Raw genomic sequence first — 26,329 nt, forward strand, 5'->3', positions numbered from 1 at the left:
CTAAACTATGCAAAATTTGCCGAACTTTCGCGATTACTACGAGATTTTAGGAGTATCTAAAGACGCCTCTGGTGAGGAAATTAAAAAAGTTTATCGGCGGTTAGCGAGGCAATATCACCCCGATCTGAATCCGGGTAATAAAGAATCTGAGGAAAAATTTAAGGATATCGGCGAGGCTTATGAAGTTCTTTCAGATCCAGCCAAGCGATCGCAGTACGACCAGTTTAGCCGTTACTGGAAGCAAAAAGGCTTTGCAGGCAACAAACAAGCACCAAAGGCGAAAACTTGGCAAAGTAGTGCTAGCGATCGCAACGGCAATCAGGAGGTAGATCCCAGCCAATTCTCCGACTTTGAAAGCTTTATTAATCAAGTTATCGGTGTTAAAAATAAGAGTGCGGCAAATAACTCTAGTAATGGCAATAATAGCGATCCGTTTCGTTCCCCTAGAACAAAAGTTGCCTACACCGTTAACACCCCACCTCGCACAACCCGGCGAGATATAGAAGCCAGATTGACTCTACCATTAGAAAAGGCTTATCAAGGTGGTAATGAGCGTATTCGTTTGGAAGATGGGCGATCGCTAGAAGTTAACATGCCTCCAGGAATGGTATCAGGTCAAACCATCCGTTTGCGGAATCAAGGCGTTGGTGGTGGCGACTTATACTTAAAAATTACTGTTGAGCCTCATCCATTATTTAAGCTAGAAGGTTCAAATATCCTTTGTCAAGTTCCAGTTACTCCCAGTGAGGCAGTTTTAGGAGGACAGGTAGAAGCACCAACTCTTGACGGGCCTGTGAAAATGACCACCCCTCCCGGAGTTAGGTCTGGTCAAAAATTTCGTCTAGGGAATAAAGGCTATCCCAGTGATGATGGTAAACGTGGCGATCAATTAGTAGAAATTCAAATAGTTACACCGAAAAATATTAGTCCAGAAGAACGGGAACTATACGAAAAGTTACGGCAAATTGAAACTTTTAAACCCCGTGCTGATTTAATCCGTTAGGGATAAACTATGAATCTTAATAAAGCTATTGACCAGAACAATGACTATATATCCTCAATATCTCGTGCTGCTTGAGTAGAAATCCGAAATCGACTCATAGAGAATCGGTGTTAGCCAAATTTTGCTGTCCTAGTGCTTTAATATTTGCAAAAAAAGCTGGAAGTGACTCGTCGTTACATTCAGTATACTGTCCGCTATCGAGTTTTTTAATACCAATGTCAATCTGATTGCGTAATGCTTCTAACTTGAGTTTTTGCAGTTCTTCCTCAAGGCGCTGGAGTTCATCTATCATTTGCTGAAATGCTTGGGCTTCATGCACCACAACCTCAGCTTTCCCATTTACTGTTAGTACAAGCGGGGACTTTGTGGCCTTGATTCGCTCTACGTAATCTTTAGCATTACGCTTAAAGTCAGTAAGAGTTTGAATATTTTCGAGATTAATTCTGATCTGCATCGCATCGAATTAAATGCTTTATTAAAATATCTTATCAGATACTAGACCTGCTGTGTCTTCTCCAATTCACAAAGGATTTAAAATATAAAAAATATCTTTGAGCAAAGTGACTCAAACAGCCGTGAATCAAAACGGGGCAATGCCACAAAGCAGCGAACCAACTTATTACTCCCTGCTAGGACTGCATCCCTGGGCATCGGTAATTGACATTCGTCGTGCTTATCGGCAACTGAGCAAACTCTATCATCCAGATACTACAGACTTGCCGACTGCGATCGCTACTCCCAAATTCCAGCAAATCAACGAAGCCTACGCCACCCTTAGCCATCCAGAACGACGGTTAAGTTACGATTTAAAAATTGGCTATTCCCGCTTTGGAGTGATTCAACCACCGGCTGATTTAAATCATCCCGTATCAAATTCATATAACTGGTCAAAATCAGCTTACCTCGATGCGAGCGATCGCCCCTTATCATCTGGCGAAATTTTTGCTTTATTTATACTGGTGTTAACATTTGTAGGCTGCCTACTGTTAGCAGTTGCCATTGGCTTAACTCGTGGCGAGGCTGCTTTTCAAACCCATCAATTGCAATCACTTGTATCCATACAACAGCAGATTACTTGTATCTCGCAACTAATTACCCATCTGAAATAATTAAAAAATTCTCTAATCCAAAATCCAAAATCTAAAATTCCTATGCCTCTTCTTCCCTCTGATACCCCCCTATATAATCATCCCCTGCCACAAATTGAGCAGTGGCTAAAAGACCAAGGTTGTCAACAAGACGAAACGCAGAGGCATTGCTGGCGCGTGCAGCGGCCTAGTTGGCAAGCGGAATTATGGCTTGATGTTGAGCAAATTGTCGTGCGATATGTCCAATCTGGAGAAAATGGACAAGATATCCAACGCTCATTTAAGTATTCTCTGAGTCGGGATGATGTAGAACAAGCGGTTTTTTCTGGGCCATAATCGTGAATTTAGACGAAAGTCGATGGCGATCGCATTTCGATAAACTGTAAAATTTATTTGGTATAAAATGCCAAACATCAGGAATCATAGCTTTACCCATCAATGAAGGAAGGGTGAGATGAGCAATGTCCAAAGACAAGCTGCTCCGCATCTACGTACGTTTGGGCACAAGAAAGCAGGTACATCAAATTTTTCAAGTCCGTCCCTTGTCTCACCAACAACTCCGACGCTGGCAAATCCAGTGCGAGACTTTGGTTTACCAACGAATAATATAATCCAAACAGCAACGGAGGAATCAACCAACCTTCAAGAAGCGCAGTCTGTTGATGAGCAATCCTTATTATCACAAGCCATTCAGCAACAGTCTTTTGGTCATGATATTAGTCGTATAGCGTTGCGTCGTCCCCAGACAAAACTAACGGTGGGAGAACCAGACGACAAGTACGAGCAAGAAGCGGATCGCGTGGCAAATCAGGTGATGCGGATGGCTTCTCCCGCAACCCCCAACTTTCAACGCCAGGTAACGAAGGAAGAAGTAGAAGAAATCCAGACGCAGCCACCGCCAGAAACCATCACGCCACTGGTGCAGCAAACGGGGATGGTGCAACACAAACTTGATGATGAATCACAAACCCAGAAATTTGGTCAACCTGTAACTACTCCAAAAACGGATCAATCTGGTATAGAGCCTGATGGAGCAAATTCAGCACCGACTAATACTCACCCAACAGAGGATGCTGGAAGTAAGGCAATCCCTCCAGTAGATACCAAACAAGAAGCCTTATCAACTCAGCCAAGTTTACCTGCACCTACTCAGGCTAATTCAGAAGCGGCTTACCCTAGCAACTCCATACCAGAGAAAAGCGGTAATGCAGTCCTTGACAAATCAGCGACAGCTGAAGTTGCCAGCGTTCCTCAGCCTGGAGGGGTAGCCAATGAAGTGGTATCTCCTCAAACTTATGCACCGCAAACTGAAGTGGCTGAATCGCAGCAATCTCTTCCTAACCCTGCTGGACAGTTACCCCAATTAGATAAAGCAATTGACCCTTCAGCAATGGCGATCGCGGAGGCAGAACAACCACAAGAATTGCCTGAGATTCCCCAGCCAACCATGCCGGAATCGCCAGAGCTTGCTCAGGCTGCTCAACAAATTATCCAAACAAAGGAGATAGAGAAAGCTGCTCTGACACAAACAATTGAAGCTCAACAGAATTTTTTGCAACAACAAACAGAGATACAAGTCGAAGCAATTCAGGCAGCAACTCAAGGGAAAATTCAAGGCATTACAGCGGATATTGCCGCCAAGAAAGCTGAGGTTCAACAAACCTTCAGTACAACTAAGGCTAATCTGAAAGGGCAAATTGAGAACCACAAGACAAATATCCAAGCTGAAACTACTCGTGGGTTGAATTCATTACAGCAGGAAGTAGAAACTAAGCGCAAAGGGGCTAACACTACGTCTGAGAATGAAGCTAAACAGATGGAGCAGACAGGACAAACTGAAGCTACCCGTGCTACCACTTCAACAGCAGAATCGGCTACGGCAGTGAATGCAATTGCGAAACAACAGGGCGATCGCTACGGCAGTAAACCAGAGGAAAAAACTGCTGCACGCCAGGGTGCTGGACAAGCTTCTGCGGAAGTAGTAGGCAAGCTAACCTCACGCGGGCAATCTTTAGCCAAAGATGCCAGAGAAGCTGCACAAAAAGCCGCACAAGAATTTCGAGCCGCTGGGCAGAAATTAGCGACTGGTGTGGGGAGTAATACCGCGCAAGTTGAAAAAGCTATCCGAGATAATGCCAATACTATAACTTCTCAATTCATTACCCAAATTACTCAACAACTGCAAAAGATAGATACGTTGCAAACAAAAGCCCTTGCATCTTTAGAAAATTTAAAGTTAAGTTCTATCTCAGGAATTAAGCAAGCTGGTAATTCAGCCGCCGCAGCGGCCAAAATATCTGGGAAGACTGCTGCAACTCAATTAAGCCAATTTAAAGTTGCTAGCCTCAACCAACTTGACAAAGGGGCACATCAAGTTGTTGAAAAACTGAATCAAGTTCCTAAAAATAAGAAAAATAATCACAAAGCAATTGATAAATTTATTCAGGAGACAAAAGAACCATTCCAACAAACGCGATTACAGTTGGAAATAGCACTTTCTTCCCAGGTTAGCGGTGCTAATAATAGTTTGAATCAGCTAGGAAGTGCTATCTCTGGTCACTTGGATGGATTACAGCAGAAAGTGACAGGTGAAGCAGATAAGGCTACAAACTCTTTGAGTACTGGTTTAGCTCAAGTTCCAGAGCAGGCAGCACAACAAGTACAACAATCAGTCACAAGTAATAAAAACGCTAACGAACAGTTGATTAGTCAATTTGGTGGAGGAATTCAGCAGAAAATTGATGAAGCCAAGCAGGAATGGGTTCAACAGCAGCAGAAAGTTAATAACGATATTCGTAGCAAAGTTGATGAAGGTATTAAATCGAATAAAGATGTAGAAAGTAAAGCTCCAAGTGACTTTGCCCAAGTAGCTCAGTCAGCAGCCGAAAAAGCTGCCGATCCTGGATGGCTTCAGGTTCTTAAAGGAATTGGGGAAGGAATCTTAAAAGTCTTAGTGGGATTGGCAATTTTTGTCGCTGTTGTAGTTGTGGTTATTCTTCTACTTCCAGAAGAAATAGTAGCAGCGATCGGGATAGTAGGAATTGCTGCGATCGTTGGTCTGGGCTTCTTAATCTATGGCTTTGTCACTTCCTTTATCAATCGCTGTGAAGAATTTGCAAAGGCATTACATGCTGCTGGTGTGGACGATCCGCCCTGGTACATTTATCTTGCTGCTGGTATTGCGATACCATTTGTGTCCCTTTTAGATGCTGTTGGTATCTCACCAATCCTTGAAGGAGCGCTTAATATAAGTATTCTCACTGGGAAAGATTTGAATCTTACTCCAGAGCAGCGAGCAGAGAAAATCACCGAAGGGGTACTAACCATCGCTCTCATGTTCATCCTTGGCAGAGTTTTCAAGGGTGGCAAACCTGGTGAAGTCCCAGTGGAAGTTAAACCCGGTGAAGTTAAACCTGGTGAAGTCAAACCCGGTGAAGTTAAACCAGATGAAGTTAAACCTGTAGAGCCAGGAGTCCGAGCTAAACGAACAACGGCTGATGGTCATCACGAAATCAAAGTAACGGAAAGGGGAACTATTCGTTGCAGCCCAAATTGTGGAGACATACAAAATGCTTACCCAAACGAGCTAAAACAGAGAGCAGACCTTCAAGAGAGACTGAACACAGCTAAACAAAAAGAAGCAACTGATCCTGAAGCAGTCGCCGAAGAGGTCAAAAACATTGATGCAGAATTAGCTGCTGTTCGCAGAGCAAACTTAGCAAAAGCTAAAACAGACTCGCGCGGAACTATTGAGGCAGTTAAGAAACTACTTAACGACAAGGAAAATACAGAAAAACTTTCTGGAGAAGACAAAGGAATTTTTGGCGAACGGCAACGCCAAATTGAGAAAAATTGGAATGATGCAAGTGAATCAGCCGATGGCGCTAAGGGTGATCCTGACATAGAAGGTTTAGCGCTGGAAGAGTTTGAGAGCATCAATAAAAAGGCAAAAGAGCTTGAGTCTGATATTCAAAAGAAACTGCCCAAAGGCACGGAAGATCCTCCCTATGTAAAAGAAAATAGACCACCACTTGATGAAGAAACTTTCTTAGCTGATGGAACTTACACTAGAACAGGCAGAAAGTTCCAAGGAAGGGAAATCTACAAGGATGGTGATGGTCGCTATTATCATGTTGATAATTTCCATGAAGGTCGAGGTAGTGAAATTGAATTCTATGATGCCCAGGGCAAGCACCTTGGAACTCTCAAACCAGAAGGAGGAGTTAAGGATGGCCCAGTAAAAGGGCGAACTCTACCAGATAATCTTAGATAGTCTTTGAAACAAGCATGACTCATCAATCAATTGTCAATCCAGATACGAAATTTGTTATAGCAGGTGATATTTATAAAGTGCAGCGGCGTCCTATGCACAGTCATATTGTCATCAACAATAACTACCAGGGAATTAGAGTAATAGACCCTTGGAATGGCAATGATTTACTTCAAGTCGATTTTACTGAAGGTTACAGCAACTCTGGAATTATTAATGAGTGGTGTTTCCGTGCTGATGGTCAAGCTGTTTTGATTCTTAATGAAGAGCATCGAACTGCTAACTTGTTATCTCTTGAAATCAATCTACCCCCCTACAGCTTGCTGTGTCCTTCTGTTCAACGAGTGATAGATTTACGCTACCTTTGGGAGAAGAATCTATTTTGGATTACTGGTGGTAAATCTTACGGTTTCTTTTACTTGGAATGGCAGGGTGATATTCCTATTTTTGTAGAAAGTACTGGGATGCAAGCTCGAATTGCACATAGAGGTTGGCGAAGGGCATTAGATCAGCTTCCACTGAGCAACTGTAACGTTTTGCGCGTAGAACCAGATAAATCCCAAATGCTTTACCATGATTTCTCAGAAAAATCCGGGCAAGTTGGTGTTGTTAGTTGGCAGGATGAAATAAGTTGGTCGGCGCCAGCACCCGAAGAAGTGTCAAGGCTTGCCTTTGATGGGAAACACATGTTTATATTACATGAATACGAAGTTCATGCCTTGAATGAGCAGGGACAAATAGAAACTGTTTATTCTGTTCCAGAAGGATTCCACTATTCTGGTTTAGATACGATTCCTGCACAAGATAATAAACCTGCTGCTTTAGTGTTGGTGTGTAATTCATTGAGCGATCCACACTACAATCAATTCCTGGTCTATGAATTGGATAGTATGGTAGCGAACTAATTGAGTGTCATCTTAAGTTTCATACTAGTTCAGTACTTTACCAGCACATCAATCGTTCTGCCACCTGAAGTAGAAGCCGTAGTTCAACGCCAAATCACGCTTCGGTAAGTATCAGAACGCGATCGCAGTTATTCTTGCAGGCATAAAACTCCTGGAACAGCAAGAAGACATCTATCAAGGACGACTGCAAGACCTGCAAGAAGAAGCGCTTATTGGGTGGAAAGCGTCCGAGCGGGGCGAAGTTGTTGATGGCTCGGCTGCAATGACTCAAATTCGTGCCAATGTGCGTAGTTTACCGCCGCAGGCATCGCGCTACGGTGTTTCAGACAAAGCATGACCCTTAAGAATGCGGGGAGGTGAGGGAGCCGGAAAGAAGCAAGGGAGCAGGGAGCAGGGAGCAAGGGAGTAGAGTTTTCCCCTCCGCCCCTCTGCCTCTTTTCAATGCCCAATGCCCCTTCCTTACACTTTCCCAAATCGCCGCTCCCGTTGCTGGTAGGCACATAAAGCGCGGTGAAACTCTGCTCGGTTAAAATCGGGCCAGAGAGCATCAGTAATATAAATTTCTCCATAAGCCATTTGCCAGAGAAGGAAATTTGAGAGGCGCATTTCTCCACTGGTGCGGATTAATAAATCTGGGTCAGTAACTCCGGCTGTGTACAAGTGGCTCTCAAACACCTGCTCATTAATTTCATCAGGTTGTAATAGACCTTGCTGCACTTGTTTGGCGATCGCCTGACAAGCTTGTAAAATCTCTTGTCGTCCACCATAATTAGTTGCTACTGAAAACCGGATACCGCGATTATTCTTAGTTTCTTCCATAGAACGCGATATTTCCTGTTGGAGCGATCGCGGTAGGTCTTGCAAATTCCCCACAAACTTAATTTGAACATTCTCTTCGACCATTTCCCGCAGTTCTTGGCGCAAAACTCTTTGAAACAGAGTCATCAAAAAATCCACTTCTTCCTGCGGTCTTTTCCAGTTCTCCGTTGAAAAAGCATAAGCTGTCAGCGCTTGAATTCCCCAATCCTGACAACAGCGAAGTAAATCTTTAAGAGTATCTACTCCTCGCTTATGACCCATAATTCGAGGTAGACCCTGACGTTTAGCCCATCGACCATTACCATCCATAATCACCGCCACGTGCTGCGGCAATAGTTCTCGTTTTAAGTCAGTAGGCAAATCTTGCAGTTTAGTTTGTTGTGCTGTCATTTTTTATCTCGAGAAGCAGTCGATGGTAATCCGAGTAAACGTGAAACCAGTGCTAGTGTCTTCCCACCTATCCGACGAACAAAACTCAACAGACCAGGAGCAACAGCTTCCCTATCCACGGTTGGGGACAAAAGAGCCTCTAATGACTCTTTCAACTTCCTAATCGTCAGCGGTCTATTTAGGGTTCCCCTTTCCGCTAAGGAAATAGAACCAGTTTCTTCAGATACGACGACACAAATGCAATTTTCGACCCGCTCAGTAATTCCCATTGCCGCCCGGTGGCGTGTTCCCAACTGGCGCGAGGCTGTGCGTCCCGAAAGTGGTAAAATTATACCTGATGACACGATCCGTGAGCCACGAATCAATGTCGCTCCATCGTGTAACAAAGTTTTCGGCTGAAAAATTGTCTGGATCAGTTCTTTAGAAACCTCCGCATTTAGCTTTACTCCTGGCACAGAAAAATCTCGCTCATCAATTGGCCCTGTGGTTTCGACAATTAGTAAAGCTCCAATGCGGTTTTTTGACAATTCTTTAACAGCCTCAACAATTTCATCAATTACACTATCAGATTTGGGGATTGCCAGACGGTCGGGTTGAAGTAGCTGACGAAACTCGCCACGCCCCAATTGCTCCAAAAACCGCCGAAATTCTGACTGTAAAGCAACTGCCATCGCTACAGCACAACCAATCACTAACTTTTCCAGTACAAAACTGAGCAGAGGTAGTCCGAGTCTGCCACTTAGTGCTGAGGCTAGCATTAAAAGAATGAATCCCCGCACCATCCAAAGTGTTCGGCGCTCACTAATGATAACTAGTATCATATATGTCAGCACCAGCACTAACACAATATCCAGAGTCCCAAGTAGCAAGGACTGTGACCACCCCAGGTTTGCCAGCCATTGCTTCCACCAATCTCTCATGACATCTGGATTACACTTTTGCCTCTAATTACATTTAGTCATTAGTCATTGGTCATTAGTCATTAGTTCCCAGTTAATGACTAATGACTAAGGATAAATGACTATTTCTTTAATCTTTCTGGTAGGCGATCTTGTCGAATTAAATCTTCATAAGTTTCACGTTGCAAAATTAAATTTGCTTCGCTATTCGCCACTACGACTGCTGCCGGTCGAGGCAAGCGGTTGTAGTTAGATGCCATACTGTAATTGTACGCACCAGTTCCCATAACTACGAGAATATCCCCTGATTGAGTTTTTGGGAGTAGTGCGTTTTTAATCAGAATATCTCCTGATTCGCAATGTTTACCAGCAATTGTGACTGTTTCAGTTAAAGGGAAAGACATTTTATTGGCAACAACTGCCCGATAAACTGATTGGTAAGTAATCGGGCGGGGATTGTCAGACATTCCTCCATCAATTGCCACGTAAGTACGAATTTCTGGGATAACTTTGGATGAACCAATAGTATAGGCAGTGACGCAAGCTGTCGCAATTAGCGATCGCCCCGGTTCACTCAGTAATTTCGGCAAAGGTAGATTTTCGGCTGCACAAGCTTCTTGAATTACTTGACAAATTGCCTTTACCCACTCTTCAATGCTGGGGGGATCGTCTGATTCTATATATTTAATCCCTAAACCGCCACCAACATTTAACTCTGTAATATTTAAACCAAACTTAGTAGCATCTCGGAGCCACTGCACCATCACAGCAGCCAAATCTTGATGCGGTTGGCGCTCAAAAATTTGGGAACCAATATGAGCGTGTACTCCTACGCAATTCAGGGCAGATTGTTGACTAACAAAGGTAAAAACTTCATCTAAATCGTTGGGATCAAAGCCAAATTTGCTATCTAAGTGTCCCGTGCGAATGTATTCGTGGGTGTGACACTCGATACCGGGAGTTAGCCGTAGCATGATGCGAATTGGAAGAGAGGGTTGGGCGATTTCGACCAGGGTATGTAATTCATACCAGTTATCCACCACAACAGTGACACCAGATGCGATCGCTAAAATTAATTCTTCACGAGATTTATTATTGCCGTGGAGGTAAATTTTATTGGGACTAACACCCGCTTGCAAGGCGGTATAAAGTTCGCCCCCAGAGACGACATCGATTCCCAGTCCTTCTGATGCTGCGATCGCACAAACGGCTAAACAATTCCAAGCTTTTGAAGCATACAATACTTGAGATTCGCCCTTATAGTATCGCTTGAAAGCATCTCGGTATTGCTGACAAGCCGAACGCAGGGTTTCTTCATCTAAAATATATAAAGGTGAACCAAACTGCTCAACTAGGGTTGTGACATCACACCCACCAATTTCCAGGAGGTCATGATGATGAACTCTGGCAGTCAAGGGTAAAAGTTGTTGATTAGGCGATAGATTTGTGCTGGTGTCGTGCCTTTGAGGTAAATATTGACTTCCAGAATGTTGAACCCCAGTGGGGTGAGTCGATACCATAACTATAAAAGTTTTCCTTGTTCAAATTACGGGCTTTGAGTTCGTCTCCCGATTCCCAGTTTACAAAGGCTTTGTAACGTTATTCAATAAATGTGATCTCACTAGACTTAGAAATTAAATTACTGACTCCTGAGCATCTCAGTGCATTGTTGGAACTGGATCAAGCTTGTTTTGGCGGTCTATGGACAATAGAAGGCTACCAAAGAGAGTTGGACAGTCCTAATAGCGATTTGCTGGGTTTGTTTTCCCCTGTCTCTAATTCCAGACTATTGGGAATGGGTTGCTTTTGGTCAATTTTAGAGGAAGCCCACATTACAATTTTGGCGGTTAATCCCGAATATCACCGTCAAGGAATGGGACAGGCTTTATTATATTCACTTATTAAGACAGCTTGCGATCGCAAAATGGAGCGAGCTACCCTCGAAGTGCGAGCTTCTAACTTGGGGGCTATATCTTTATATCAAAAATTTGGCTTCAAAATAGCAGGGCGGCGGCGGCATTACTATCAAGATAATGATGAGGACGCGCTGATTCTTTGGCTCCCAGATTTACAACACCCCAAATTTAAAGCAACTTTAGACCACTGGTATTCCATTGTCAGCGATCGCTTAGACAAATCCTCTTGGCACTTGCTTTTTAAGTAGTTGGGCATTATTAATTTTGAATTATTGGGGCTTGCAATCGGCCTCAGCAAAAAATGCAACTTTATTAAGCTATTTTAGATTTGAATTTTTTATAAAAATAATTTTATCTATAAAACTTTAATATATAAATTATTTTTGCTTGATATTAAGAAATATATACGTTATATATAGATGTTTGGGATTAAGTCAATAAATCCTTAATTTAAGCTGTCTGCTATTTGTAATAAATCCCAAAAAAGCTGGTGAACTAAAGCTCCTCAGTACACTAGCCAGATAAAGGTAGTCAATAGTTAACATTTAGCCCATCAACTAAAGTCATAGCTTCAGGATGTCTATAATCTGTTATACAGGCATCCAAAAGCTTTGCCTGTGCTAAAATCAGCATACCGGCACGACCGCAGATGATGGGATAAAGCCATGTTTGAGCGCTTCACTGAAAAAGCCATTAAGGTAATCATGCTGGCCCAAGAAGAGGCCCGCCGTTTAGGTCACAACTTTGTCGGAACCGAGCAGATCCTCTTGGGTCTGATTGGCGAAGGCACTGGGGTGGCTGCGAAGGTGCTGAAATCAATGGGCGTCAATCTCAAAGATGCCCGAATCGAAGTTGAAAAAATTATAGGACGGGGATCAGGCTTTGTTGCCGTGGAAATTCCGTTTACGCCACGGGCAAAGCGAGTTTTAGAACTCTCCTTGGAAGAAGCACGCCAACTGGGGCATAACTACATTGGCACCGAGCATCTGCTGTTGGGCCTGATCCGCGAAGGGGAAGGCGTCGCAGCCAGGGTGCTAGAAAACCTCGGTGTGGATCTATCTAAGGTCAGAACCCAAGTCATCCGTATGTTGGGAGAAACTGCCGAAGTTTCACCAGGTGGTTCATCTGGGCGCACAAAAACCCCGACTCTGGATGAATTTGGCTCAAACCTGACCCAGATGGCAATCGATAATAAGCTCGATCCAGTGGTGGGACGCGCCAAGGAAATTGAGCGGGTGATTCAAATTTTGGGTCGCCGGACTAAAAATAACCCAGTGCTAATTGGGGAACCAGGGGTTGGTAAAACGGCGATTGCTGAAGGTTTAGCTTCCCGCATTGCCACTAAAGATATCCCTGACATCCTGGAAGATAAACGCGTCGTCACGCTGGATATTGGTTTGCTCGTAGCAGGAACCAAGTACCGGGGTGAATTTGAAGAACGCTTGAAAAAAATCATGGATGAAATCCGCTCGGCGGGTAATGTCATTCTCGTGATTGATGAGGTACACACCTTAATTGGTGCGGGTGCAGCAGAAGGTGCTATAGACGCAGCAAATATCCTCAAGCCAGCTTTGGCCAGAGGTGAGTTGCAGTGCATCGGAGCTACAACCCTAGATGAATACCGGAAGCACATCGAGCGAGATGCAGCCCTAGAGCGGCGTTTCCAGCCAGTCATGGTTGGCGAACCGACAGTTGATGAAACAATTGAAATTTTGTATGGTTTGCGCGAACGCTACGAGCAACACCATAAACTGAAAATCTCCGACGAAGCATTAGTAGCGGCGGCGAAGTTATCAGATCGTTACATTAGCGATCGCTTCCTCCCAGATAAAGCCATCGACTTAGTTGATGAAGCTGGTTCTAGGGTGCGCTTGATTAACTCCCAACTGCCACCCGCAGCCAAAGAGTTAGACAAAGAACTGCGTCAGATATTAAAAGAAAAAGATGACGCGGTGCGCTCTCAAGACTTTGACAAAGCTGGGGGATTGCGCGATCGCGAAATGGAAATCAAAGCCGAAATCCGGGCGATCGCTCAAAGCAAGACCAATGCAACTGGCACAGAAGGTGAAGAACCTGTAGTTACAGAAGAAGACATTGCTCACATTGTCGCTTCCTGGACTGGGGTACCGGTGAACAAACTCACCGAATCTGAATCTGAAAAGCTGCTGCACATGGAAGACACCTTGCATCAGCGTTTAATCGGTCAAGATGAAGCTGTGAAAGCAGTTTCACGGGCAATTCGTCGCGCTCGTGTCGGATTGAAAAATCCCAACCGACCCATAGCTAGCTTTGTCTTCTCTGGGCCTACTGGTGTAGGTAAAACCGAGTTGGCGAAATCCTTAGCTGCTTACTTCTTCGGTTCCGAAGAAGCGATGATCCGCTTAGATATGTCCGAATACATGGAGCGTCACACCGTCAGCAAGCTGATTGGTTCCCCTCCAGGTTATGTTGGCTATAACGAAGGTGGTCAGTTGACCGAAGCCGTGCGGCGGCGTCCTTACACCGTGGTGTTGTTCGACGAAATCGAAAAAGCCCACCCCGATGTATTCAACATGCTGCTGCAAATTTTGGAAGACGGTCGGTTAACTGATGCCAAAGGTCGCACGGTAGACTTCAAGAACACCTTGCTGATTTTAACTTCCAATATTGGTTCTAAGGTAATTGAAAAAGGCGGTAGCGGTATCGGCTTTGAATTCTCCGAAGATGCCAGCGAGTCAACTTACAACCGGATTCGCTCTTTGGTCAACGAAGAATTGAAGCAATACTTCCGTCCAGAATTCCTCAACCGACTCGATGAAATTATCGTCTTCCGTCAGTTGAACAAGCCGGAAGTGACCCAAATCGCCGAAATTATGCTCAAGGAAGTATTTGGTCGTCTGACGGAAAAGGGTATCACTTTAGAAGTCACAGACCGCTTCAAGGATCGTTTGATTCAAGAAGGTTACAGTCCCAGCTACGGCGCAAGGCCATTACGTCGGGCAATTATGCGCCTGTTAGAAGATAGCCTAGCAGAAGAAATTCTGTCTGGTCGTATCAAAGATGGCGATACAGCCCTTGTTGATGTGGATGAAAATGGCATTGTCCAAGTTAGTTCTCAACAGCGTCGGGAATTGTTACCCCAAGGTGTTGAGTAAGATTTAGGGTTTGGGATTTAATTCTCAAATAAAAAATTAGAAAACGGTAGAGTATTTATTGCTCTACCGTTTTTTTCGGTCTGCGGTAGTATATCGTTCACTAAATTGTTACCATATTACATTGAGCGGACAAACACTAAAAGGTGTTCTAGATTATGACTTTCAGTGATGTAGTTGAAGCAATTAAAAGTCTTTCCAGCGAAGAAAAGTTAGAAATTCAACTGTTATTGCAGCAATATCTACGGGAAGAAAAGCGTGAAGAGATTTATCAAAATTTTCAGGCGGCGCAAGTAGAACAGCAAAATAGTGAACTAAAGTTTTCCTCGAATATCGATGAACTGAGACAACTGATAGAAGAGTAATGTTAAAAGTAAGTTTCAATTCTTCATTTAAACGTGCTTTTAAAAAGCGAATTCAAAGGAATGTAGATTTAGAAGCACGGTTTTGGCAAAAGTTGGAGCAGTTTACAGCAGATCCATTTGAGCAGGGTTTGAAAACTCACAAATTGTCAGGTAAGCTTAAAGACTTATGGAGTTTTAGTATAGATTATGACGAAAGAGTAGTTTTTTACTTTACAGATGATGAAGATGCTGTGTTTGTAGATATCGGTAGTCACGATGATGTTTACTAAATAAAATATATTAATAGGCAGATAAAAATCAATATTCAAAAAACGGTAGAAGACAAAACTTATCTACCGTTTTTTTGTTGTCTATCAATACGACAAAAAGACAAACAGCAGATGAATCTAACCTTATCCCTTCTATAAATTCTGCTTCCCTGTTAATTATGCTCTGTCTGGGGGAAAACTGAGAATAGGCGCTTAAGTCACTGCAAGCAGTTGAGTGAGAGTAAAAAAGAGTATGGATAGCGGTTCACAGATTGACAATATTCAAATTTTCATCAAAGTTATTGGCAATAATATTAAACCGTGGAGGCTTCTTCTAGGAAGAGAGGTTATACATTTTGATGGAAGACAAGGAAAAGTTTTCTTGATAGACCCTCAAGGTTTACAAATAGGTGTAGAATTCACAAGTAGAGAAACAAATAGTTTTGGATTTAAAAAGAATTCTATACGTAAAATTTCCCAAATAAAAGAATGGAATAAAATATACCCACCCATAAGATATAAAGAAATTATTGAAATAACACAAACAAAAAAAGAAGAACCAAAAAGGGAAAAACAAAAGGATGGGAGCCTAGAACACCAGCTTAGAGAAAAAGATAGGCTTCCAAATAATATTGGTAGTAAGTCACAGATTAATAATATTAAAGATTTTGCAGAAATAGTTGGAAATAACTATAGCCTCTGGAAGCTTCTTCTACGAAGAGAAGTTGTGCATTTTGTCCGAGGAAGAGGACGAGTTTCGTTATTAGAAAATGACTGGTCAGAGATATGGGTAAGCTACCCAACTGTTGACGCTATGCCTTTTGATAAGACTGGTAATTATACTATCAAATATAAAAAACATACCTTCATTAAAGAATTTACTAATATAAATCCGCCCTTTTTTCTTGAAGAAATTACTGAGTCAATACAAAAGCCAAGAATTATTAGAAAACTTGATAATATAGCTGTGCAATTAGAGGAACAACGTCAGGAACGCACTTGCCTGGAACAGCAACGCAGAGAACAAGAAAGGCTTCGACTCGTAGTAGAGCAGGAAGAGAAAAAACGTAAACTAGAAGAACAACGTCAGGAACGCGCTCACCTGGAACAGCAACGCAGAGAACAAGAAAGACTTCGACTCGTAGCAGAGCATGAAGAAAAAAAACGCAAACTAGAAGAACAACATCAGGAACGCGTTCGCCTTGAGCAAGAGCGCAGAGAAAAAGAGAGGCTCCGGCTCATAAAAATAGAAGAAGAACGACAAGAACGCGCTCGTCACGAAGCAGAAAAGCAAGGTTTGCTCAAGAGCTTAAAAGAAAAATTTGAGCAAGATTTCCTCAATGCTGATAACTTATATCAAGCCCAATGTACTGAACACATATCATTTCAAGAATACCAATATGAAAAGTTAAGTTATGTGCAATCTTGGGTAAAAACCAACTTAAATACGTTACCTGATCTTGAGCAAGCAGCAGCAATTGGTGCTGTGGATGGTCATATACAAGTAGTAGCACGGGCTGGAAGTGGCAAAACTTCAACTTTGGTAAATCGAGCTTTATTTTTGCAAAAACATTGTGGTGTTGCACCCAATGAAATATTAATTTTAGCTTTCAATCGCAAGGCTGCGGAAGAAATACGAGAGCGCCTTACTCTACAATTACAAAGCTCTATTCCTCATGTAATGACTTTCCATGCATTAGCTTATGCTTTAGTTCATCCAGAAAAAAGCATTCTTTTTAATGAACCAGATGGACAACAGAACAAAGCCCAAGCTTTACAGACTGTAATTTATGAGTATCACCGCAAGCCAGATGTTTATGAAAAAATTCGCGTTTTGATGATGGCGAACTTTCGTGAAGACTGGGAGCGCATTGCTTGGGGTGGTTATGATAAAAGTCCTGAAGAAATGTTACGTTACCGTCGCTCATTGCCAAGAGAAGGGCTTGACGGAAACTACTACAAGTCCTTTGGTGAGAAAGTAATTGCAAATTTTTTATTGGAACACAATATTACATACAAATACGAGCGTAATTTTTGGTGGAATGACATTAATTATCGCCCTGATTTTGCAATTGGAGAAAATCAGGGAATAATTATTGAATATTTTGGACTTGAATGTGATCCAGATTACGATATCATGTCGGAACAAAAGCGACAATATTGGCGAAATCATCCTAGCTGGCATTTTGTCGAATTATCCCCCACAACCCTCAGATTTGAGGGAGCAGAAGGTTTTTGTGCTTTACTTAAGCGATGTCTTAAAAGTTATGGTATGGAGTGCGATCGCTTGACTGAAGACGAGATTTGGAAGAAAATTAGACTTAGAGTTATAGACCGTTTTACCAAAGTAGTAGAAAGATTTATCCAGCGTTGTCGCAAACTGTCCCTCACTTCAGACAAATTAGCGTCTCTCGTTGATAATCATGAGTGTGCTAGTGATGTCGAGCAACGTTTTTTAGAGCTTGCACAAAAGTATTATCAGTGCTATTTGCAACAGCTTCAGACAACAGGCGAGGATGATTTTGATGGACTAATGCAAAAAGCTGCCGCAGTTATCGCATCAGGACAAACCGTATTTCGCCGCAAATCTGGCACTGGTGATTTAAAATGTCTTCGATACATACTCATTGATGAATATCAAGATTTTTCAGAACTCTTCCACCATTTAATAGAAGCAATTCGACAACAAAATCCTCAAGCACAATTTTTCTGTGTTGGTGATGACTGGCAAGCAATTAATGGTTTTGCTGGTTCTGATCTTCGCTTTTACCAGAATTTCGCGCAGTTTTTCCAACCTTCGCAAAAACTCAATATAGCTACTAATTACCGTTCTGCTACTTCAATTGTCGATATCGGTAATACATTGATGCATGGATTGGGTACTCCTGCACGCGCCCATAAAGCCATATTTGGAACGGTTGAAATCGCTGATATGGGACAATTTGATCCAACTCCCAAGGAGCAAAAGGAGCATCCAGGAGACAGTATAACACCTGCTATATTGCGCTTAGTAGACAAGGCTATCAAGGATAGAAAAAATGTAGTTTTACTCAGCCGCAAGAACAGTTTACCTTGGTATGTAAATTATGGTAAAGGTAGCTCAAAAGATAACGTACTCGACAACTTCTTAAACTTGGTACGCTCCTACCTTCCTGAAGAATCAAAAAAGGCTGTAAGCATATCAACCGCTCACAAGTATAAAGGTCTTCAGAATGATGTAGTTATAATACTTGATGCTGTCCCTCGTTGTTATCCATTAATACACCCTGATTTGATGTTTAGCCGTGTTTTCGGTGATAGCATTGAGCAAGTAGTTGATGAGGAGCGTCGTCTTTTTTACGTTGCCTTAACTCGTGCAGTAGAGCATTTATTTATTATTACAGAAACTAAAAACTTGTCACCTTTCCTTGAAGAATTAAAAAGTAGGAAAAGAATTAACTTACTTGATTGGTTAGATTATCCGCCTTTTGTTGGAAGCATACAGTGCATTACTGTTAAAGTGGGTAATCAGGCCGGAAAAGGTGGAAACGGCACTTACGCAATCAAACATTTACTTAATGCTGAAGGCTATACCTGGAGGACAATTGAATGGTCAGCTTGGTGTTGTACCTATCCTGCACAGGATTTCTCAATCCAACAATATTTTGATAACGCTCAGTGGATTTCTCACGCTGCTGGTATTGAAGTACGATTTTACGACGATTTAGAGAATATGCTGGCAAAGTATTTTGTTGATCAAGGTAAATACATTGCCGTCATTTAAAATGTGAGAATATAAAGAATCATTGGGAGGAATCAATCGTCATGAGTGTGATAGTTGCTAAGTGGACGATTGACGAATATCACCGCATGATTGACGCTGGCATTTTGAGCGATCGCAAAGTTGAACTACTCAAAGGAGAAATTGTCGAAATGTCGCCCGAAGGAGAGCCTCACGCTTATAGTAGTGGTGAAGCTGGTGACTATCTAGCAAAGTTATTAGCTGAACGTGCCAAAATTCGTCATGCTAAACCAATTACCCTACCCAACGATTCGGAACCAGAACCAGATATTGCCATTGTTCAACCTTTAGGACGCGAGTATCGACAACATCATCCCTATCCAGAAAATATTTTCTGGTTGATTGAGTACTCTAACTCTAGTTTAGAAAAAGATTTAGAGACAAAAAGCAAAATCTATGCAGAAGCAGATATTTTAGAATATTGGGTTGTTAATCTAAAAAAGTTACACCTGATAGTATTTCGAGAAGTCTTAGATGGAGAATACGCAACAAAACTGACATTAGCTGGGGGAGCAATTCAACCGCTTGCATTCCCAAATATTTTTGTTGCTGTGGAACAAATTATTAACAGCTAAGAGAATTTACAGCTTTTAGTATCTCTTTGAACATACGCTTGGGTTAAGGGCTACTGGCAACAATTTTGGGTTTTCGAGACGCGATAAATCGCCGTCTCTACAAGTATTTTAGGTTTATCTGAACTGTATTGTGGTATAGGGTTAATTCATATTTGTTGATAATTTTACTCAACCTAAATCCTTGCCTACTAAGGCTTGTATCTTACCAAGCAAGGATTATTTAGAACTTGTTCCTATACCGTAACCATTGCTTTTAATACAATCCTACCCAGGACAATAAATTTTCCCACCAAGAATATCTCAAATTACCGACACTCAGGTTCATTTTGTTACGAATGTCTTGGATTTTCCAGTTGGTTAGTTTAGCTAAAGTTTGCGCTTCTTGCTCAAAACGCTTGGGCAAAGACCGTTTATATTCTCTACCCGCCTGACATTTGAGTTCCCCTTGGAACGGATGTTGCAAAACATAACGCCCTTGGAAAGATTCTCTGTTGGCAGTTTGTTGAAATATCAAATCTTCAGGGAATTTGTCGCGGGTGTAGCGGACATGCAGTCGAGATATGAAGACATTATTACTTCTGGGAAAGGGACGACGAAAGCCGGGGCTGACTGGCACATCGCTTGCAGAATTATCATCTAGCCAAAATACGCCTGCTTGCTTGAGTTCCTCTGGGGTTAGAGGTTCAGCAGAACAAGGATCGCAACTACTCATATCCCAAGCGTATTCTAAAAAACCAACTTTCCTATCTTCTTTGGTGTAGGCAGTTTGAAACATGGATTTGTAGAATTCTCCAAATTCTTCTTTGACAAACAAGGGAATATTCACGTCGGAGGGAATTTTCACAGTCCGGTAGTTGGTGATTTCTGCCTGTCCTTGAGGTGAGAGAATGTAGACAATCAAATCCTGCTCTTTTGTGGCATTGATCATACCCAAACGAATTGGCAGCATGAATTTAGGCGATTGGTAAGAAATTTGTAGCGGACGGAGGAACTGGTAGCCAGATTGCTCGAATTTATCTAAGTTAACTTTGGCAACAAAGAATTTCATTGAGGAGCGAATATAAGGCTGAAGTAACTGTTTCGCACCTCTGGGAATTTTGTAACCATTGCGTTTGAGCCAAGTTTCGAGTCCGCCAGATTCTTTCGCACTGAGGATCACAATGTCATATTCGCCAACATTGAAACGAGCTTCGACTGTTACGCCTAAACTAGCATCGCCTCTTGCATTCCCAGCCTCACTTCTAGCGGCAGTTGGCGCTGGTACTGCATCCATCCGATCGTAATTACCTACTGGGGCACAGGGATCTGAGTCAAAATATTCTACCAATCGCGGCGCACTAAAAGCATCTAAGCGCTCGATAATCTTGGGTTCAGTCACGTGAACTTGTTCTTTTTGCAGCACCGTTGGCACTGGTATTACTATTGCAAAATCTTTGACTTCGCCTTGAAAGTCGTTTGCCATTGTTAGGATAGTGTGATCGCCATCGCGCGCTATTACTACCTGAGAAGCTTTGTTATACAGTTTTGTATCAGCTTTAGCTACATAAAATCCACAAAATGCCCAAGCTGCGGGTGCAAACCACAAAACAGCTACAATTGCTAACAATAATGGTGTTAAAAGTCGAAAATACTTCATTATTTTATACCTCTACTTTTTTAGCGCTAAGTAAGAAATTCACCTCTGCTTTCTCATCTCCCTCATCTTCTTCTTGCCAAGCAAACTTTGGGGCTAACCAGAGAACATCTATCAAGACGCTTAAAGGTGCAAGGGCAAACAGCGCCCAGAAAACTGCTGTGGAAATAAAGAAATAATTTCGCAGGATAAAGGTTAATCCAGCGATGCAGATTGCCCAAACGACACGCCCAATTCGAGAATTAGGGATTGATCGCGGATCTGTAATCATAAATAGGGCGAACAGCAGCAAAGATCCACTCATCAATCGATGCCAGTAAACATCCCAAGTCCAACCCAGCCAGAGATTGCGAATGGCTTCTAGCAAAGAGTAAGAACCCAAAAAAGCTGCTGTGGTGTCCCAACGACCAATGCGCTGCAAAATCATGCCGCCAGTGCCGAGAAATAATAGCCCATACCACCACTCTTCACCCCATTGTCCCGGCGAAACCCAAGCATCGGGGGTGAGAATCAAGGCAGATATGATGCCAAAGTTGGCGGGATTGAAGAAATGCTTATCGCCGACTCGGAAGATAAATTTGCTGGCGATCGCCATTGCTGCCGCGATCGCCATTGTCGTCCAATGATCAGCTCGTAACAGTAAACTTAATCCCAGTGAGGTAATTAAAGCACTGCGAAGATTGGGCATTTGTTTTTTGTCATTTGCTAATGACCAATGACCAATGACTAACGACAAGATCCATTGAGTTGCTAAACTTGTGGCGATCGCTACCCCAATCAATTCTGGCCGCAGCGTCCAATCTCGTGTACCGATTCCCAAGACTAGGAACAAGCCGAGAAATAGAATTTGATAATCTCGTATATCTTTGAGCAACATTAATCTGTAAATTCCGGGATTACCCGTAGATTTCTCATCAATTTAGACGAGAGTTCGCTGTAATAACATTGCTGTTACAGATTTTGTTACAAAATAAGATAGTTAAGTCTAAAAGTCCCCAATTGTTATAGATATAGATTTCAAATTGGACAGTTTTGAGAAATGAATGTATAAAATTTCTTAAAATCTACGGAAATACTCAAGATGCAATTTGCGCCTCTATTCCCAATTTTCTACCGCATTCTCCAGCCGAGTTTTCCCAACTGCCTTTGGCGTGGAAATTCTCAGACTAAAGCGATCGCACTCACATTCGATGATGGGCCACATCCCCAATACACACCTGAAGTCTTGGCTGTATTAGATCGTTACAAGATTACAGCGAGTTTTTTTTGGTTGGGTGTTTGTGTTAACCGTTCACCAGCCATTGCAAAAGCGGTTAGCGATCGCGGACACTGGATCGGATTGCATGGCTACGATCATCGCTCTTTTCCCATGCTTTCCCCAAATGACTTAAAGGAAACTTTAAAACAAACCCAAGCTGCTATCTACAACGCCTGCAATCTGCAACCCGAACAGGTGCGAGATGTCCGCCCCCCCAATGGTTTATTTACACCTGCTACTTTAAATTTTTTTTCTCAGTGGAATTACCGCCCAGTTATGTGGAGCGTTGTCCCAGAAGACTGGGTACGTCCAGGTGTAACCACTGTGGTAGAGCGAATTATGCAGCAGGTTAAAAATGGTTCAATAATTGTTTTGCATGATGGTGCTTGCGGTGGACAAGATGTTGCTGCCACAATTCAAATTCTCATTCCGCAACTACTACAACAAGGTTATGAGTTTGTGAGCATTGATAATCTGTGGCAGCAAGTTAAGACCATACTTTAGTCTTAGCCTGTCAAGTTAAATCAAAATGTGGTGTTAGCGTGTTCGACATTAAAGTTTATCTGCGATTACGACATTGCAGTGGGTAACGCTTACCCCGCCATGTCGTCCAACCATCTGCGATTTTAGTACGACTGTTGTATTTGAGATACCAGTTATCTTGTTCTGCACCTAAATAACGAATACCTAAATCCTGTCTTTTTGTGCTGGAAAAACGTTTTCCTAGAGGAACCCACGCACTACCATTATCACTAAATCGTCCGACGAGACGGACACCAGAAGTGGTAGAGCAAACATCACCACTACAAGTAGTTTGTGGATCATCGACTACTTTCCACTGCATTTGGGCTGGTCTACCGTCAATATTACAATCCCAGAGACCAAAGAACCACTCGCCAGCTATCTGACTGGCTTTAGCATGACTAGATACTAATACTAAACTTGCAGGAACAATCGCCAAACCCAAAAGCCATTTTGTAATATTTTTCATAATGCTTTACCAATACCTTAAGCTAATTTTTACTTTCTATTCACTTATATGTATCAGCATTGCTGTTTATGCAGATAATTAAAGCATTAAGATTTAATATTTTTTTTATGTTCAAGACTTTTGATGCGTTTTGTAGAGTCCAACTACTAGTCTGTCAAATTCATTTTGACGGTTAGAGAGAAGCAATAAATCGCCGTCTCTACAGTGAATTTATCCATTAATTATTGACAGACTATTGAGAATATCAGCCTTGGGTAGCTGATATTCCAGTGGCTTGTGCTAGTTCTAAAGTTGATGTGTGGCTATAAAAGCTTCAACTTCAGCATTTGTAGGTTGAGAAGCGATCGCACCTGGTTTAATGGTAGTCAGTGCCCCAACAGCACTGGCATAAGTAACAATGCGTTTTGCGGTTTCTGCATCCCGCAAGCTGTGGATACCATACTGACTCAGTTGGTGGATGAATCCTGCCAAAAAGCTATCTCCTGCACCAGTTGTATCAACTACAGGGATGGAAAACGAGGGTAATTTGCCTTCGTTCTCACCCAGACAATAAGTGCAGCCGTTTTCCCCATCTGTCACTAGTACCCCCTCAATTGAAGCTAGACGATAAGTGATGGCTCCGGGATCTGCGGTTTCAAATAGCCATTCCGCTTCTTCTTTGGAGAGTTTGAGAAAATCAACTCGCTTAAATAATTCTGGAATTTTTTGATGGGCGATGTTTGGTTCATCCCAAAATACAGGACGCCAGTTGATATCCAGCACAATTTTTAAATCGTAATGTTCTGCTAACTCTAAAGCGCGGTGTATTGCCTCTTCACTTTCAGGATAGGCTAATTCCAAAGTACCCAAAACTAGAAAATCTGCCTGTTGAAACAGCGAATCTGACAATTTTTTAGCTTGCAGGCGAGTATCGGCAAATTCTGCGGTATCGTACTGACCAAATCCGGCAAAGGTGCGATCGCCAGCCAGATCCCGTGTAACATAAACTTGCCGCGTTGGCGCTGTGGGATGGCGTTGTACCCCCGTGGTTTCTACACCTACATCTTGTAATAGCTTGACCAATGCATTCCCTGGTTCATCTTCGCCAACAGCTCCAATAAATCCCGCTGATGTCCCCAACTTGACTAAAGCACAGGCGACATTAGCTGGTGCCCCTCCTGGGTAGGGAGTCCAAGATTTCACTTCTTCCAGCTTTAGCCCCAATTGATCGGCTAAACAATCAAACAAAATTTCACCAAGGCACAAAACACGGGGATTGCTCATCTCATTTTAAATTTTAGATTTCGATTTGGGATTAGGAATTTACAGTATAAAATCTACAATAATTTTTGCTAATCTGTCGCCAGTCCTTAATAGAATTAAATGGCAATTTTTACTACTTATATAATATGTACATGCTTTTAATCTCGCTTATTTTAGCTAAGTGCTTAGACGACATTTTCGTTTCATTGAGCTATATTTATTACTTTCAAGACCGAGTGTTTTATCTGGATGCCAACTTGAAATCCAAAGAAAATATTGACAATCTTATTACTGCTAACACTTGAAACCCCTACCAAGAAAAGAATCTTCTAGAATTAGAAAGAGCGATTGAGTACATATACCAAGAGAGGATAGAAATAGTCATGGCTGGTGGCAAGTCCGAGACCCCCGTTAGTCTGTCAGACAGAGAACTGCAAATTATCGACTTAGTAGCCGCTGGCTTAACTAACCAAGAGATTGCAGGAAAACTGGAGATTAGTAAGCGTACAGTTGATAACCATATCAGTAATATTCTCACCAAGACCGAGACAGATAATCGAGTAGCCCTTGTCCGCTGGGCTTTACAGTGGGGCAAAGTCTGTTTGAACGATGTCAATTGCTGTACTCTGCCTAACCAGATCGAATAAACAATTTACAAGTAGCAACGTAATTGCTTTGGTCTGGTATAGTTACAAGCCAATGTTGAGTTTTACTGATTTTCCCATCTTCACGCCTAAGTTTTCAGTGTGAACACTCTACCAAAAGTTCCGAGTCCTTCACTCAGCCGGAGTTTATGTTAGTGGAGCCAGCTGACCCTCGGACTCGGAAACTATAAAGAGCAGAATTTCTGATTCAGCAGAACAGATGTAGGAATGGGGAATGGGGAGAACCATCTACAATGCCCAATGCCCAATGCCCCATTCCCTAACTAAAAACCATCTACAAAAATTAGCAACAATTCAGTGGTGCAAGCGTTACATTTGAAAGAAATCTATGTTGCCCCATCGGCTTTGGGAGTAGTGTTCCAATGAATACTTCCGCTTCTTTTCAGGGTAGCTCGTCTCCCTTTGAATTTTTCAACTTTGATTTTACGACACCTGTATCTGAGAAAATTCAGAGTCTTGAAGACCAATTTTCAGACTTTCCGCAACCCACACAAGATGCCGACTTACTCAGACAGCTATCGTTTATTCCAGGGTTGAAAGAAATTTTGATGTTGCGGCAGGTTCATGCCCTAGAACACGCTACTGTTTGGGTTCTTAGCGAATCAAAAAGTGCCTATCCTGCTAGAGGAGAATCCACTAATGTTCAACTAGATAATGAGCTATTAGGCGGTTTGTCTACTGAACATGGATTCTACCTCTATGGTGAGGTAAATATTAGTGATTTGCGGCGTGCAGTCACACTTGCTCGACATCGCATCACCAGCGGAGAATGGGATTTGGCTGTGCATCCCCGTTGTGGCACAAATTTATCAGTAGCAATGCTGTTAACAGCTGGACTAGCTGTGAGTGTGCATTTGTTACTACCATTTCGACCAATCGAGCAACTTATAGGTTTGGGGTTAGCAGCAACGACAGCCGCAGAACTCGCGCCTGATTTAGGTTCTATGGCACAGCGTTACCTAACAACTGCCATTCCTTTTAACCTAGCAATTGAAAATATTACCCGTACACGCGACGTTTGGGGACGTGAGGCACATTTTGTTAAAGTGGGCTGGCAAGAGTAGATATGAGGGAAATGAGGAGGATGAACAAGATATTTTTCCCTTCTCTTCCCCGATTTCCTATTCCCTACTCCCCACTTCCCTAAAAA

General features: G+C 42.4%; 22 protein-coding genes. 14 read left to right on the forward strand and 8 right to left on the reverse strand.

Going from position 1 to position 26,329, the window contains the following annotated elements; genetic code table 11:
- Positions 1–7 precede the first annotated feature (7 nt).
- Positions 8–1,003: a DnaJ C-terminal domain-containing protein gene (locus HWQ39_RS12960; protein ID WP_292845131.1), complete on the forward strand. Its 996-nt coding sequence runs from the start codon at positions 8–10 to the stop codon at positions 1,001–1,003.
- A gap of 94 nt (positions 1,004–1,097) precedes the next feature.
- Here the strand turns inward: HWQ39_RS12960 and HWQ39_RS12965 are convergent, their stop codons facing one another.
- On the reverse strand, positions 1,098–1,457 hold the full coding sequence (locus HWQ39_RS12965) for a type II toxin-antitoxin system Phd/YefM family antitoxin (RefSeq protein WP_292845132.1): 360 nt from the start codon (positions 1,455–1,457) through the stop codon (positions 1,098–1,100).
- A 139-nt stretch (positions 1,458–1,596) separates the two neighbouring features.
- On the opposite strand from HWQ39_RS12965, the gene HWQ39_RS12970 reads away from it, so the two are divergent.
- From HWQ39_RS12970 to HWQ39_RS12985, 4 genes are all read left to right on the forward strand, one after another.
- Positions 1,597–2,112: a J domain-containing protein gene (locus tag HWQ39_RS12970; RefSeq protein ID WP_292845665.1), complete on the forward strand. Its 516-nt coding sequence runs from the start codon at positions 1,597–1,599 to the stop codon at positions 2,110–2,112.
- 42 nt (positions 2,113–2,154) lie between these two features.
- Positions 2,155–2,427 (forward strand): DUF3143 domain-containing protein, encoded by a 273-nt coding sequence (locus HWQ39_RS12975; RefSeq protein WP_179063775.1) that lies wholly within the window; start codon positions 2,155–2,157, stop codon positions 2,425–2,427.
- Between the two features lie 118 nt (positions 2,428–2,545).
- Complete coding sequence (locus HWQ39_RS12980; protein ID WP_292845135.1) at positions 2,546–6,364, forward strand: hypothetical protein; 3,819 nt, start codon at positions 2,546–2,548, stop codon at positions 6,362–6,364.
- A 14-nt stretch (positions 6,365–6,378) separates the two neighbouring features.
- Positions 6,379–7,266, forward strand: a complete 888-nt coding sequence (locus HWQ39_RS12985) for a hypothetical protein (protein WP_292845137.1) — start codon at positions 6,379–6,381, stop codon at positions 7,264–7,266.
- Positions 7,267–7,725: 459 nt separating this feature from the next.
- On the opposite strand, the gene HWQ39_RS12990 is transcribed toward HWQ39_RS12985, so the two are convergent.
- The 3 genes from HWQ39_RS12990 to lysA all read right to left on the reverse strand — a co-directional run bounded on the left by HWQ39_RS12990 (position 7,726) and on the right by lysA (position 10,894).
- Positions 7,726–8,475, reverse strand: a complete 750-nt coding sequence (locus HWQ39_RS12990) for an isoprenyl transferase (protein ID WP_292845138.1) — start codon at positions 8,473–8,475, stop codon at positions 7,726–7,728.
- Positions 8,472–9,395, reverse strand: a complete 924-nt coding sequence (cdaA, locus tag HWQ39_RS12995; protein ID WP_292845140.1) for a diadenylate cyclase CdaA — start codon at positions 9,393–9,395, stop codon at positions 8,472–8,474. Before cdaA ends, HWQ39_RS12990 begins: the two co-directional genes overlap by 4 nt.
- Positions 9,396–9,496: 101 nt before the next feature.
- Positions 9,497–10,894 (reverse strand): diaminopimelate decarboxylase, encoded by a 1,398-nt coding sequence (lysA, locus tag HWQ39_RS13000; RefSeq protein ID WP_292845143.1) that lies wholly within the window; start codon positions 10,892–10,894, stop codon positions 9,497–9,499.
- 92 nt (positions 10,895–10,986) lie between these two features.
- Here lysA and rimI point away from each other — a divergent pair, with 92 nt between their 5' ends.
- From rimI to HWQ39_RS13030, 6 genes are all read left to right on the forward strand, one after another.
- Positions 10,987–11,538 carry a ribosomal protein S18-alanine N-acetyltransferase gene (rimI, locus tag HWQ39_RS13005; RefSeq protein WP_292845146.1) on the forward strand — a complete coding sequence of 184 codons (552 nt, stop codon included), beginning with the start codon at positions 10,987–10,989 and terminating at the stop codon, positions 11,536–11,538.
- 417 nt (positions 11,539–11,955) lie between these two features.
- Positions 11,956–14,424 carry an ATP-dependent Clp protease ATP-binding subunit gene (locus HWQ39_RS13010; RefSeq protein ID WP_292845149.1) on the forward strand — a complete coding sequence of 823 codons (2,469 nt, stop codon included), beginning with the start codon at positions 11,956–11,958 and terminating at the stop codon, positions 14,422–14,424.
- A 155-nt stretch (positions 14,425–14,579) separates the two neighbouring features.
- A complete protein-coding gene (locus tag HWQ39_RS13015; RefSeq protein ID WP_292845152.1) occupies positions 14,580–14,786 on the forward strand; it encodes a hypothetical protein in 207 nt (68 codons plus the stop codon).
- Positions 14,786–15,055 carry a type II toxin-antitoxin system YafQ family toxin gene (locus tag HWQ39_RS13020; protein ID WP_292845155.1) on the forward strand — a complete coding sequence of 90 codons (270 nt, stop codon included), beginning with the start codon at positions 14,786–14,788 and terminating at the stop codon, positions 15,053–15,055. Before HWQ39_RS13015 ends, HWQ39_RS13020 begins: the two co-directional genes overlap by 1 nt.
- Positions 15,056–15,269: 214 nt before the next feature.
- A complete protein-coding gene (locus HWQ39_RS13025) occupies positions 15,270–18,797 on the forward strand; it encodes a UvrD-helicase domain-containing protein (RefSeq protein ID WP_292845158.1) in 3,528 nt (1,175 codons plus the stop codon).
- A gap of 41 nt (positions 18,798–18,838) precedes the next feature.
- Complete coding sequence (locus HWQ39_RS13030) at positions 18,839–19,390, forward strand: Uma2 family endonuclease (protein ID WP_292845161.1); 552 nt, start codon at positions 18,839–18,841, stop codon at positions 19,388–19,390.
- Between the two features lie 253 nt (positions 19,391–19,643).
- On the opposite strand, the gene HWQ39_RS13035 is transcribed toward HWQ39_RS13030, so the two are convergent.
- The gene (locus HWQ39_RS13035; RefSeq protein ID WP_292845164.1) at positions 19,644–21,026 is read right to left on the reverse strand and encodes a DUF2330 domain-containing protein; all 1,383 of its coding nucleotides are present in this window, start codon (positions 21,024–21,026) and stop codon (positions 19,644–19,646) included.
- 4 nt (positions 21,027–21,030) lie between these two features.
- Entirely contained in the window at positions 21,031–21,900 is an 870-nt protein-coding gene (locus HWQ39_RS13040; RefSeq protein WP_292845167.1) for an RnfABCDGE type electron transport complex subunit D, read from the reverse strand.
- Positions 21,901–22,104: 204 nt separating this feature from the next.
- Between HWQ39_RS13040 and HWQ39_RS13045 the strand changes: the two genes are divergently transcribed.
- On the forward strand, positions 22,105–22,785 hold the full coding sequence (locus tag HWQ39_RS13045) for a polysaccharide deacetylase family protein (RefSeq protein ID WP_292845170.1): 681 nt from the start codon (positions 22,105–22,107) through the stop codon (positions 22,783–22,785).
- Between the two features lie 55 nt (positions 22,786–22,840).
- Here the strand turns inward: HWQ39_RS13045 and HWQ39_RS13050 are convergent, their stop codons facing one another.
- Together HWQ39_RS13050 and HWQ39_RS13055 are read right to left on the reverse strand one after the other, a co-directional pair.
- Positions 22,841–23,272: a DUF6006 family protein gene (locus HWQ39_RS13050; RefSeq protein ID WP_292845173.1), complete on the reverse strand. Its 432-nt coding sequence runs from the start codon at positions 23,270–23,272 to the stop codon at positions 22,841–22,843.
- 285 nt (positions 23,273–23,557) lie between these two features.
- Complete coding sequence (locus tag HWQ39_RS13055) at positions 23,558–24,535, reverse strand: carbohydrate kinase (protein ID WP_292845176.1); 978 nt, start codon at positions 24,533–24,535, stop codon at positions 23,558–23,560.
- A 362-nt stretch (positions 24,536–24,897) separates the two neighbouring features.
- Here HWQ39_RS13055 and HWQ39_RS13060 point away from each other — a divergent pair, with 362 nt between their 5' ends.
- The gene (locus HWQ39_RS13060; RefSeq protein ID WP_099103136.1) at positions 24,898–25,161 is read left to right on the forward strand and encodes a helix-turn-helix transcriptional regulator; all 264 of its coding nucleotides are present in this window, start codon (positions 24,898–24,900) and stop codon (positions 25,159–25,161) included.
- Positions 25,162–25,541: 380 nt separating this feature from the next.
- Positions 25,542–26,243 (forward strand): DUF6391 domain-containing protein, encoded by a 702-nt coding sequence (locus tag HWQ39_RS13065; protein WP_292845179.1) that lies wholly within the window; start codon positions 25,542–25,544, stop codon positions 26,241–26,243.
- The last annotated feature ends 86 nt before the right edge of the window (positions 26,244–26,329 follow it).

Source organism: Nostoc sp. NMS8, assembly GCF_017115045.1.
Classification (GTDB): Bacteria; Cyanobacteriota; Cyanobacteriia; order Cyanobacteriales; family Nostocaceae; genus Nostoc.